10 protein-coding genes are annotated in these 11,828 nt (G+C 57.2%); 3 read left to right on the top strand and 7 right to left on the bottom strand.

From position 1 onward, the window contains the following. On the bottom strand, positions 1–2,106 hold the full coding sequence (gene glyS / locus WD071_RS08095; protein ID WP_368047844.1) for a glycine--tRNA ligase subunit beta: 2,106 nt from the start codon (positions 2,104–2,106) through the stop codon (positions 1–3). A 44-nt stretch (positions 2,107–2,150) separates the two neighbouring features. Beyond that, positions 2,151–3,092, bottom strand: a complete 942-nt coding sequence (glyQ, locus tag WD071_RS08090) for a glycine--tRNA ligase subunit alpha (RefSeq protein ID WP_368047843.1) — start codon at positions 3,090–3,092, stop codon at positions 2,151–2,153. Positions 3,093–3,203: 111 nt separating this feature from the next. Between glyQ and WD071_RS08085 the strand changes: the two genes are divergently transcribed. Further along, positions 3,204–4,097 (top strand): lysophospholipid acyltransferase family protein, encoded by an 894-nt coding sequence (locus WD071_RS08085; RefSeq protein ID WP_368047842.1) that lies wholly within the window; start codon positions 3,204–3,206, stop codon positions 4,095–4,097. Between the two features lie 13 nt (positions 4,098–4,110). Here the strand turns inward: WD071_RS08085 and WD071_RS08080 are convergent, their stop codons facing one another. The 5 genes from WD071_RS08080 to def form a co-directional block, all read right to left on the bottom strand. Continuing rightward, positions 4,111–5,562, bottom strand: coding sequence for a TrkH family potassium uptake protein (locus tag WD071_RS08080; RefSeq protein WP_368047841.1), 1,452 nt, complete (start codon positions 5,560–5,562; stop codon positions 4,111–4,113). Between the two features lie 39 nt (positions 5,563–5,601). Continuing rightward, entirely contained in the window at positions 5,602–6,975 is a 1,374-nt protein-coding gene (gene trkA, locus WD071_RS08075; protein WP_368047840.1) for a Trk system potassium transporter TrkA, read from the bottom strand. A 107-nt stretch (positions 6,976–7,082) separates the two neighbouring features. Continuing rightward, positions 7,083–8,429 carry a 16S rRNA (cytosine(967)-C(5))-methyltransferase RsmB gene (gene rsmB, locus WD071_RS08070; RefSeq protein ID WP_368047839.1) on the bottom strand — a complete coding sequence of 449 codons (1,347 nt, stop codon included), beginning with the start codon at positions 8,427–8,429 and terminating at the stop codon, positions 7,083–7,085. Then, entirely contained in the window at positions 8,416–9,396 is a 981-nt protein-coding gene (gene fmt / locus WD071_RS08065; protein WP_368047838.1) for a methionyl-tRNA formyltransferase, read from the bottom strand. The genes rsmB and fmt overlap by 14 nt, the downstream gene beginning before the upstream one ends. Next, positions 9,393–9,905: a peptide deformylase gene (gene def, locus WD071_RS08060; protein WP_368047837.1), complete on the bottom strand. Its 513-nt coding sequence runs from the start codon at positions 9,903–9,905 to the stop codon at positions 9,393–9,395. The genes fmt and def overlap by 4 nt, the downstream gene beginning before the upstream one ends. Positions 9,906–10,100: 195 nt before the next feature. Between def and dprA the strand changes: the two genes are divergently transcribed. Together dprA and WD071_RS08050 are read left to right on the top strand one after the other, a co-directional pair. Then, complete coding sequence (gene dprA, locus WD071_RS08055; protein ID WP_368047836.1) at positions 10,101–11,111, top strand: DNA-processing protein DprA; 1,011 nt, start codon at positions 10,101–10,103, stop codon at positions 11,109–11,111. Between the two features lie 96 nt (positions 11,112–11,207). Further along, entirely contained in the window at positions 11,208–11,783 is a 576-nt protein-coding gene (locus WD071_RS08050) for an L-threonylcarbamoyladenylate synthase (RefSeq protein WP_368047835.1), read from the top strand. Positions 11,784–11,828 lie beyond the last annotated feature (45 nt).

The following is an 11,828-nucleotide window of genomic DNA, read 5'->3' as shown; positions in this document are numbered from 1 at the left end:
TCATGCCGTGTGCAGGCAGGAGATATCAGCGACCTGCAGGAACAATGTACGCAGTTCTCGCAACAGGGCCAGACGATTTTGACGCACGCCGTCGTCGTCCGCCATCACCAGCACGTCATCAAAAAACGTATCCACGACAGTGCGCATACCGGCCAGCGCTTCCAGCCCTTTGGCGTAGTCGCGCTGTTTGAACAGCGGCGCGACGGTCTGTGCCATACGTCCGAGCTCTTCCGCCAACGCAATTTCCGCCGCTTCAGTGAGCAGTGCCTTGTCAACAGAGTCGGCAATCGCACCCTCTTGTTTCTGCAGAATGTTGGAGACACGCTTATTGGCCGCTGCCAATGCCCCGCTTTCCGGCAGTTTGCTGAACTGCTGCACTGCGGCAACCCGCAAGGAAAAATCCAGTGGTTTTGCCGGCTTAAGTTCCATCACCGACTGGAAAACTTCGGGCGACACGCCATCACCGGTATACCAGGCGCGGAAGCGTTCCAGCATGAATTCGAAGACCTGCGTCTGTGTGTCGTCAGGCACTACCAGGCCTTGTTCCGTGTACGCTGTCAGTGCCTGACCGATGGCATTGTTCAGATCAAGATCAAGAGACTTTTCCACCAAAATGCGCAATACACCCAGCGCCGCGCGGCGCAGGGCAAACGGATCTTTGGAGCCGGTGGGTGGCTGCCCGATGGCGAACAGACCACAAATGGTATCAAGTTTTTCGGCGACAGCCAGCACCGCACCGGTATCGCTGGCAGGCACGGCGTCACCGGCAAAACGTGGCTGGTACTGTTCGGTAATGGCGTGCGCGACTTCGCTGGACTCTTTATCGTGCAGCGCGTAGTAGTGCCCCATTATGCCTTGCAGTTCGGGGAACTCGGCCACCATATGGCTGACCAGATCGCATTTGCCCAGCAGCGCCGCTCGTTCGCAATGCGCCGGATCAATACTCAGGGCCTGGGCGATATTGCTGGCAAGTGCTGCGACCCGGCGCGATTTCTGTTCAACGGTGCCCAGTTGCTGCTGGAACACAATGCTGCCCAGCTGTTCAAGTCGTGACGCCAGCGTCAGTTTGCGATCGCTTTCAAAAAAGAACGCTGCATCTGCCAGCCGCGGACGGATAACCCGCTCATTACCGGCGATGACCTGCGCCGGGTCTTTGCTTTCAAGATTGGCGACGGCCACAAAATTGGGCAGCATCCTGCCTGCCTTGTCCAGCACGTAAAAGGTTTTTTGGTGATTCTTCATCGAAGAAATCAGGGCTTCGGGCGGTACCGACAGGAAATGTTCATCAAAGCGGCCGGTCAGCGCAACCGGCCATTCCACCATGCTGGTGACTTCTTCCAGTAGGTCTTCGTCAATGCGAACGTCGGCATTCAGGGCAGTACCTTGTGCCTCCACCAGCGCACGTACTTTTTTCTTGCGGTCTTCGTAATCTGCAATGACATAACCCGGGTTCAGCAGCTTGCCTTCGTATTCTGCCGGAGCGTCGAGCGTGATGTCGGTACCGCAATGGAAACGATGACCCTGGGTGATGCGGCCACTCTTGATGCCAAACAATTCAGTGTCGATGACATCGTCACCGAACAGCATGACCAGCCAGTAGACCGGCCGGACAAACTCATCGCGGGTACTGCCCCAGCGCATCTTGCGCGGAATCGGCAGTTTTGCCAACGAGGCAGACACGATATCGGGCAACAGCGTTTGCGTCGGTTCACCAGCCTTGTCGGCCCGAAACACCAGCTTCTCCACACCGTCCTTGTCTACCGTTTCAAGCGCGTCTACTGCTACGCCACAGGAGCGTGCAAAACCTGAGGCAGCCGGGGTGGGATTGCCGTCTTTGTCATAGGCAGCTTTAACGGCCGGTCCAAACCGCTCAACTTTGGTGTCGGCCTGTTTTATTGCCAGGCCCTCAACACGGGCGGCCAGCCGACGCGGACTGGTGAAGGCCTTGATTGCGCTATAGCTGAGGCCGGCACTGTCCAGCCCTGCCTGCAAACCGGCGATGAATGCATCCGACAAACCGCGCAAGGCTTTGGGCGGCAGTTCTGCACAACCAATTTCTACTAAAAAATCTTTGTGTGTCTCTTTGTTTTCTTGAGTTTGGCTCATGGTGTCAGTTGGCAACGCTGTCGGTAAAATAAATGAAAGGTGGCTCAGCTTTTCAGGGCTGCTTCGCGCAAGGCGGCAGGCGCCAGCGGGAAACCGAGTTTACGCCGGCTTTCGTAATAGGCTTCGGCGACCTGGCGAGACAGGGTTCGGACCCGCAGGATAAAACGCTGCCGCTCTGTCACCGAGATCGCCTGGCGGGCATCCAGCAGGTTGAAATAGTGGGATGCTTTTAACACCTGCTCGTAAGCCGGCAATGCCAGCCCTTTTTCAATCAGGGCAGAGCACTGGGATTCGCATTCGTCAAAGCTGGCAAACAATGCGTCCACATTGGCATGCTCAAAGTTATAAGCAGACATTTCCACTTCGTTCTGATGGAATACATCGCCGTAAGTCACCACGCCATTGGGGCCTTCAGTCCAGACCAGATCGTACAGGCTGTCCACGCCCTGCAGGTACATGGCAATGCGTTCAAGGCCATAAGTGATTTCACCGCTGACCGGGAAACATTCGATACCGCCGACCTGCTGGAAATAGGTGAACTGGGTCACTTCCATGCCGTTGAGCCAGACTTCCCAGCCCAGGCCCCAGGCGCCAAGGGTTGGTGATTCCCAGTTATCTTCGACAAACCGGATGTCATGTACGGTCGGATCGATACCCAGGTGTTTCAGGGACTCTATGTACAGGTCCTGAATATCCGGTGGTGAAGGTTTGAGGATGACCTGAAACTGATAGTAGTGCTGCAGACGGTTGGGGTTTTCACCGTAGCGGCCATCGGTGGGCCGTCGGCTGGGCTGCACATAGGCCGTGCGCCAGCTCTCCGGGCCAATCGAACGCAGGAATGTGGCCGGGTGAAAGGTACCGGCACCGACTTCCAGATCCAGTGGCTGCAATACAACACAGCCCTGTCTGGCCCAGAATTCCTGAAGCGCCAGGATCAGACCCTGAAAGGTTTTTACATCGGCAATAGCCGGACTCTGCGCGGACAAGACACACCCCAAATACAATCGGTTGAAAAGCCGCAATTATGCGGGATTAGGCAGTTAATATCTACTGCGCTAAAATGGCCACTGATATTCAAACCGCCATTCTGCGAGGCCTTGCTCATCGAAACCGTCAAGACGTTCATTGTAAAAAGCCTGTTGCGGCTGTTGTCGTGGATCCCCTTGCCGCTTCTGCACAGGCTGGCCGGGTTAATCGGTGCGCTGGTGTATGTTTTGCCCACGGAAACCCGCCGGGTGACGCTGATCAATCTGCAACGGGTATTTCCGGAGCTTGCTCTTGACGAACGTAAACGCCTGGCCAGGCGCAGTATCCAGGAAACCCTCAAGGCTGGCTTCGAGCTGGGGCATATGTGGTATGGCAGCGTTGAGCATGCCATGAGCCTGATCAAAGGCATTCAGGGCAAAGAATATATCGACGACGCCCTGGCCAGCGGGCGCAGCATCATTTATTGCTCGCCGCACCTGGGCAATTGGGAATTGATGGGCTTGTATGTATCAACGCTGGCGCCGCTGACGACCTTATACAAACCGCCCAAACTGACCGGCCTGAATGACCTGATTGCCGATGCCCGCGCGCGGGCCGGCGCGGATCTTGTCGCTACCGATCGCGCGGGTGTGGTGAAACTGACCCGGGCGCTGCAGCAGGGTGCGTCAACCGGTATTCTGCCCGATCAGCAACCCCGCGAAGGAGGCGTGTTTGCGCCGTTCTTTGGTCATCAGGCCTACACCATGACGCTGGTGTCCAAGCTGGCCGCGCGCAGCAACGCCGTTGTGCTGTTTACCTTCGCCAGGCGTCTGCCCGGCGGCACCGGTTTTGAACTGATCTGCATGCCGGCCGATGCCGACATCGCGCATGCAGATTCCAGTCAGGCCGCTGCAGCGCTCAACCGGTCCGTGGAAGCCTGTGTCAGGCTGGCGCCCGAGCAATACCAGTGGGAGTACAAGCGCTTTCGCAAACGGCCGACAGACGAGACCGAGCCGTTTTATTGAGTTCGGGTAACGATCAGCGGCGCCAGAACATGGGCATGAACAGCACCAGCAGGGTGAAGATCTCCAGTCGCCCCAGCAGCATGGCCAGACACAGTACCCATTTCGCAGTATTGCCGATATCGGCATAGTTGCTGGCGACGCCTTCCAGGCCCGGCCCCAGATTATTCAGGCTGGCGCCGACTGCGCTGAATGCGGTGACCACTTCCAGGTCCAGCGCCAGCAAAACGATCAACAGAACCAGATACACCAGCACGTATACAGCAAAAAAGCCCCACACCGATTCAATAACGCGGTCCGGTACCGTGGTGCGACCCAGCTTGACGCTTATGACGGCGTTGGGATGTATCAGCCGTTTGATTTCCCGAAATCCCTGTTTAAAGATCAACAGGATCCGGATCGCCTTCATGCCACCACCGGTAGAGCCGGCGCAGGCGCCAATGATGGAGGCGTAAATCAGCAGGTACGGCAACGCCAGTGGCCAGGAGTTGAAGTCGGCGGTGGTGAAACCGGTCGTGGTGGCAATCGAGATGCTCTGAAACAGGCCGTGCACAAATGCATTCTGCGCATTATACGTCTCTGTCAGATACAGAACCGATACCGTAAACACAGCCACAGCGAGCAAAATGGAGGCGTAGAATTTGGCTTCAGGATCGCGCAGATACTGCACAATGCTGCGCCGCTGCCAGGCTGTGAAGTGCAATGCGAAGTTGATGCCGGCAAGAAACATGAAAAACACAGCAATCATGTTGATGGTATTGCTGTTGAAGTAAGCCATGCTGGTATCGTGGGTCGAAAACCCACCAATGGCCACGGTCGAAAAGCTGTGACAGATGGCGTCAAACAAGGTCATGCCGGCTGCCCAGTAGGCCAGTGCACAGAGTGTGGTCAACCCCATATAGATGTACCACAATGCCTTGGCGGTTTCTGCCAGGCGCGGCACCAGATTGTCGTTTTTCACCGGCCCCGGGCTTTCGGCCCGGTACAGTTGCATACCGCCGATGCCCAGCATGGGCAGCACTGCTACTGCCAGCGCGACAATACCCATGCCGCCGAGCCACTGCAGCTGCTGACGATAGAACAGAATGGATCTGGGCAGAAAGTCCAGCCCGGTGATGACCGTGGCACCGGTCGTAGTCAGACCAGAGAACGATTCGAATACGGCATCAGTAACAGAAAGTGGCGTATTTGAAGAGAACAGGAAGGGTAATGCGCCGAACGTGCTTAGTACGGTCCAGAACAGGGTGACTACCAGAAAGCCGTCGCGGGTGCGCATCTCCTCTTTCGAGCGCCAGGTCAACACCCACAGACTGAAACCGACACCAAAGGTAATCATCAAAGACGTCAGGAATGATGATGCCTCGCCGTCATTGTAAATGAAGGACACCAGAATCGAGGGCAGATTTGCCAGCATGCTGAAAAGCATCAGCAACACGCCAACAATTTTTGCAACAATCGCTATATGCATGAATGCCAGACGCCTTTTATATTGCCTGAAGAAAGTTGCTCAGAAGAAGCTGAACCCGACGGCAAACAGCCGCTCCACTTCAGGGATGCGTTTTTTATCCGTCAAAAACAGGATAACGTGATCACCGGACTCAATGACGATGTCGTCATGCGCTATCAGCACTTCCTCGTCGCGCACAATCGCGCCGATGGTGGTACCTGCGGGCAGCTCGATATCTTCGATCGCGCGGCCCACCACTTTGGACGAATGGCTATCGCCATGAGCGATGGCCTCAAGTGCCTCTGCAGCACCACGGCGAAGTGAGTGCACATTAACAATATCACCTTTGCGTACATGTGTGAGCAGGCTGCCAATGGAAGCCTGCTGTGGTGAGATGGCAATGTCGATTTCGCCGCCCTGCACCAGATCCACATATGCGGGGTTGTTGATCAGGCTCATTACCTTGCGGGCGCCCAGTCGTTTGGCCAGCATGGACGACATGATGTTGGCTTCGTCGTCATTGGTCAGCGCCAGGAACACATCGGTGTCCTCGATGCCCTCTTCCAGCAAGAGCTGTTTGTCAGAGGATTCGCCGTTCAGCACAATGGCCTTGTTCAGATACTCCGCCAGGTACTCACAGCGCGCAGCGTTGCGCTCGATGACTTTTACCTGATACCGCTTCTCCAGTGCCTCGGCCAGCCGGATACCAATATTGCCGCCGCCTGCGATGATGATGCGCTTGTAGGGTTTGTCCAGGCGACGCAGCTCCCCGATCACCGCCCGGATATTCTTGGGTGCAGCAATAAAAAACACCTCATCGTCGGCTTCGATGACGGTGGAACCTTCCGGCGTGATGGCCCGGTTACGGCGGAAAATGGCCGCTACCCGGGCATCGACCTTGGGCATGTGCTCACGCAGAAAACGAATTTCCTGCCCGACCAGCGGACCGCCATAATACGCGCGCACCGCGACCAGCTGGGCGTTGCCCTCGGCAAAGTCCAGTACCTGCAAGGATCCGGGTAGCTCGATCAGTCGTGCGATGTAATTGGACACTAACAGCTCAGGGCTGATAACCACATCAAGGGGAATGGACTCAGGGCGAAACAGACCTTCCTGTGCCATATAGGAAGCGGAGCGCAGGCGGCAGATTTTTTTCGGTGTTTTGAAGATGGAGTAGGCAATCTGGCAGGCGACCATATTCACTTCGTCATTTTCGGTCACCGCGATAATCATGTCGGCGTCTTCGGCGCCCGCCATGCGCAGCACGTCAGGGTGCGAGGGCCAGCCCTGGGCGATACCCACATCCAGCCGGTCCTTGAGTTCGCGCAGCGCGTCTACATCAGGATCGACCAGGGTAATGTCGTTGGCTTCGCTGGCCAGATTCTCGGCCAGGGAAATCGCGACCTGGTTACATCCCAGTATTATTATCTTCATGTAATCGCAAGCTCCTGCGCAATGCCCTACGGATATTGAGGCCCGGCGGTCATGCCCGCGAATTATCCGCCCCTGTGCCCTGCCTTACAAGTCCGGCTTACAAGATTTCAATCGGCGTTTTTTCGCAGTACCGCAAAATAAAACCCGTCGGGTCCCTGATCAGCGGGCAGCAACTGGCGGCCCACGTCGATGCAGACGCCCCAGTCGGTGTTGATGGGTAGCTCTTCGGCATCCGGTGTGAAAGACAGAAACCGGCGTATTTGCCCGTCGTTCTCCGCCCGCAGTACCGAGCAGGTTGAGTACAGCATCAGGCCGCCGGGCGCCAGACACGACCATAGCCGGGTGAGCAGTTTTTGCTGCAGTTCGGCCAGGCGGGCCACATCAGCTGACTGGCGCAGCACTTTGACATCGGGCTGGCGCCGGATGATACCGGTGGCGGAACACGGCGCATCCAGCAGAATCCGGTCAAACGGTACACCGTCCCACCAATTGTCGGGTTCGCTGCTGTCTGTGGCCTGCAATTTGACGTGGTCACCGGCCAGGGCCAGTCGTTGCAGATTGTCCTCTATGCGCCCCAGCCGACGCGCCTCGATATCCAGCGCCAGCACCGATAGTGCTTGCTCGCCAGCCTGTGCCAGGGATTCCAGTATATGGCAGGTTTTGCCTCCCGGCGCCGCGCAGGCGTCGAGGATGCGGTGGCCCTCACCGGCCAGCAATAAACCGGGAATCAGTTGCGATGCTTCATCCTGCACACTGATCAGGCCATCGCTGAACCCCGGCAAGGTGGTGACTGCTCTGCCCTGCTCCAGATACACGGCAGTCCCGGTCAGCTCCCCGGCGACAGCCGCAATGCCGGCATTGGCCAATCGTTCAAGGTAGTCCGCCCGGCTGATGCGGGACAGATTGACACGCAAGGTCATCGGGGGGTGTTGGTTGCCCGCGGTCAAAATCTGCGACCAGTGCTGTGGCCAGTCGCTCCGCAGATCATTGACCATCCAGTCAGGGTACGCCAGCGCAGCATCATCATTGACAGTCTTGTCGGCGGCGGTTGTGAGGGTGCCGGCAAGCCGACGTTGATACTGCCGGAGCACACCATTGACCAGCGACTTTGCCCAGCCTTTTTTCAGCAACACGGTAGCGTTGACGGTCTCGTTGACCGCGGCATGGTCGGCCAGGCGCATGTATTCAAGCTGATACATACCGATCAGCAACAGGCATTGAATATCAATGTCCTTGTTCTTGAGGGGTTTGTCGATCAAGGTACCCAACTCGCGATGAAGCCTGTGGTACCAGCGACAGGTACCAAAACAAAGCTCCCGCAACAAAGCGATCTGGTTCTGGTCAGCGTCGGCGACATCTGCGGCTCTGGGTAACAGGCTGGCAAGAGAGCCTTGTTGTTTGAACAGTCGGGCAAGTATTTGCGCGGCGTTGGCGCGAACCTTAGCGGGCTTCATGAACGTCGTCGCTGCTGAACTGTTTACCTGCTGCCAGCAGTTCGGGTCGTGAGTTCATGATGTCACGCACCGATACCGGGTTTTTCCCGGGAAACTGCAGCTCGGTCACCTTCAAAACACCATCCGTGCAGGCAATGGCGATTGCGCTTTTGTCGGGGCTTTGCGCACCCGGGTTCTGTATAATAGTGCCGGGTGCAACATTATCAGCAGATGTAGTTGAACGGGAGGCACGCAATAAACGTAACCGTTCACCATCAAGAAAGCTGTAGGCTGGTTGACGCCCGATACCGGCACGAATAGTGCGTGAGATATCAATGCTGCTTGCCTGCCAGTCAACAAGCGCTTCGGACTTTTCCAGTTTGCGGGCGTAGGTGCTCAGGGCATCATCCTGTTTCTCGGCGTGGTCACGCAAACTGGCGAAATGATGCAAGGTATGCAGCAGGCCCTCACAGCCGAGAATAGCCAGGCGGTCTTCCAGTTGTTGCCGGTCGTCGTCATCGCTCAGCGGTGTACTGAGTTTGTACAGCATGTCTCCGGTATCCAGGCCGACATCCATTTGCATGATGGTGACGCCGGTTTCATTGTCGCCGGCCAGCAGTGCGCGCTCGATGGGCGCCGCACCGCGCCAGCGTGGTAACAGGGAGGCGTGGACATTGATACAGCCGAAGCGAGGAGTGTCGAGCACAGCTTTGGGCAATAACAGGCCATAAGCGACAACAATCATCAGGTCTGGCTTGAATGCGGCCAGCTCCGCCTGCGCTTCGGGGCTTTTCAGGGATGCCGGTTGCAGTACCGGCAAATTGTGTTCTGTGGCCAGAACCTTGACCGGACTGGCATGCAGCTTCTTGCCGCGACCAGCGGCCCGATCGGGCTGCGTATAGACAGCAACAATGTCATGACCCTGTTCAATCAGGGCGCCCAGGTGGGTGGCTGCAAACGCGGGCGTGCCGGCAAAAATCAGTTTCAAGCGGTGGCCGCCTGTTTGTGGGCTTTCACCAGTTTGCTGCGGATACGCTGGCGTTTGATGGTGCTTAGATAATCCACAAACAGTTTGCCGTTCAGGTGGTCCATCTCATGCTGAATACAGGTGGCCAGCAACCCGTCGGTTACCATCTCGAACGGTTCACCGTTGCGGTCTATGGCATTCACCTTTATCTGCCGCGGCCGGCTGACGGACTCGTAGAAGCCGGGCACGGACAGGCAGCCCTCGTCATATTCCGCCAGGTCATCATCCAGCACTTCCAGCCGGGGGTTGATAAAAACCAGTGGTGCGCTGTTATCGTCTGACACATCAATAACAATAAGCTGCTTGTGGATGTTGACCTGGGTGGCGGCCAGACCGATACCGGGCGCGTCGTACATGGTCTCGAACATATCATCAATGACCTGACGCAGCGCATCATCCACCTGCACTACCGGCTTGGCGATGGTGCGCAGGCGGGAATCAGGGAATTCCAGTATGTCCAGTTTTGCCATGGTTCAACTCCAGTCTGGTGCTTCGATTCGGCAGGGCAGACGCATTTGTGCCATAACCCATGTACGTAACCCCAAGCATGTTAATAGCCTCAGTATAACATAGCGCGCGGCGGCTGCAGATGATGAGACCGGCGACAATCCAAAAAGTCTCGTTGCACAAAAAGCCACTGACAAAAAACCAGGGACAGGTACAGAATGAACACGGACCGAATGCAGACAAAGAATGTGTCCGAATGGCTGGATGAACCCGATCATCATCTGGTCACCGTTGATGATCCGGGATATCCACCGTTGCTCAGGGAAACAGCGGGCCATCCCCTGTATCTGTATGTGCGCGGTGATCCGGACGTGTTGACCAGACCCATGATAGCCATCGTCGGCAGCCGCAACAGTACTGCTTATGGCCGGGAAACCGCCTTCCGGCTTGGTGCCGAACTGGCAAAAAAAGGGTTTGTGGTGTGCAGCGGCCTGGCAGCGGGTATTGATACCGAGGCGCACAAAGCGGCCGTCAAAGCAGGCGTGCCCACGGTCGCGGTGCTGGGGAACGGCCTGCATGATGTGTATCCGGCGACCAACCGGGGCCTGGCCAGGCATATTGCTGCGCCAGGTCCGGCGCAAGGCGCTCTGATCTCGGAGTTGGCCCTGGACGCTGGCCCCATTGCGTCACATTTTCCCAGCCGAAACCGCATCATCAGTGGCTTGAGTCTTGGCGTCTGTGTTGTGGAGGCCACCATGCGCAGTGGCTCGCTGATTACAGCGCGGCTCGCGCTGCAACAGAACCGCGAGGTGTTCGCTGTGCCGGGTTCGGTCAACAGCAGCCGCAGCCGTGGTTGCCACGAACTGCTGCGCCAGGGCGCTGTGCTGGTGGAAACAGCCGATGATATTCTTGCCCATGTCGAATCTCTGTACCGTGGCCAGCTCGATTTGCTGTCGCAGCTGCAACCGGCTGCTGATGTCGTTGCGGCGGCGACAGGTGGAGCACAGCAGACAGATTCTCACTCAGACGCCGGAGAAAATCCCGACAAAAGCCTGTATGAAAGCCCGGTGCTGGCCTGCATCGGTACAGATCCCATCAATATGGATGCGCTGGTGCAGCGAACGGGCCTGACTGTCAGCGAACTGAGCCGGCAGCTCCTGGCGCTGGAGCTGGCAGGCAGAATTCACAAACACGGAGGCAGCTGGGTGCGACAGTCGACTTGCAAGTAAACAACGGCTACGCTACTTTTCTGCACCACCCGGTCTGCACCACCCGGCAGGTCGCCAGTGGTTTGTGTTTTGGGTTCAGCCGATGGAAGACCGGACATGTCGACACTTCAGATAAAAAAAGCCGCCCGCGTTGTTGATGCCGGTGGTGTGATTGCCTACCCAACTGAGGCCGTCTGGGGCCTGGGCTGTGATCCGGATAACCGTGATGCATGTCTGGCCTTGTTGCAGATCAAACAACGACCTGTCGAAAAAGGTATGATACTGGTCGCCGCGTCAGTGGCTCAGTTTGCGACACTGCTGGCGCCATTGCCGCAGGCGCAGCAGCAGATTTTGCAGCAGGCCTGGGCCGGTCAGTCGCGAACGGGGCCGATAACATTCCTGGTGCCTGATGCACACGATCAGGTGCCGTGGTGGGTAAAAGGTGAACATAGCGCTGTGGCACTGAGGGTCAGCCTGCATCCGCTGGTGCAGCAGCTGTGCGCTGCCATTGGCGCGCCACTGGTGTCCACGTCGGCCAATATCGCCGGCGCGCCGGCGGCAACAACCCGATTGAAGGTGGAAAAGGCATTGGGTGCGCAACTCGATTATGTTTTGCCGGGCGCCTTGGGCGGTGCCGACAGACCCTCACAGATTATTGAATTGAGTAGCGGCCGAGTCGTCAGAGCAGGATGACAACAACCGATCACTGACAAGGGGCATCGCTCCGCCAGAACTTAA

Source organism: Pseudohongiella sp., assembly GCF_040877505.1.
Lineage (GTDB): Bacteria > Pseudomonadota > Gammaproteobacteria > Pseudomonadales > Pseudohongiellaceae > Pseudohongiella.
This window is presented reverse-complemented; position numbering and strand designations above follow the sequence as displayed.

Excerpts from the sequence above, each read along its gene's own strand:
- glyS (WP_368047844.1), bottom strand. The coding sequence starts at position 2,106 with ATGAGCCAAACTCAAGAAAACAAAGAGACACACAAAGATTTTTTAGTA.
- WD071_RS08080 (WP_368047841.1), bottom strand. The coding sequence starts at position 5,562 with ATGCATATAGCGATTGTTGCAAAAATTGTTGGCGTGTTGCTGATGCTT.
- trkA (WP_368047840.1), bottom strand. The coding sequence starts at position 6,975 with ATGAAGATAATAATACTGGGATGTAACCAGGTCGCGATTTCCCTGGCC.
- rsmB (WP_368047839.1), bottom strand. The coding sequence starts at position 8,429 with ATGAAGCCCGCTAAGGTTCGCGCCAACGCCGCGCAAATACTTGCCCGA.
- def (WP_368047837.1), bottom strand. The coding sequence starts at position 9,905 with ATGGCAAAACTGGACATACTGGAATTCCCTGATTCCCGCCTGCGCACC.
- dprA (WP_368047836.1), top strand. The coding sequence starts at position 10,101 with ATGAACACGGACCGAATGCAGACAAAGAATGTGTCCGAATGGCTGGAT.
- WD071_RS08050 (WP_368047835.1), top strand. The coding sequence starts at position 11,208 with ATGTCGACACTTCAGATAAAAAAAGCCGCCCGCGTTGTTGATGCCGGT.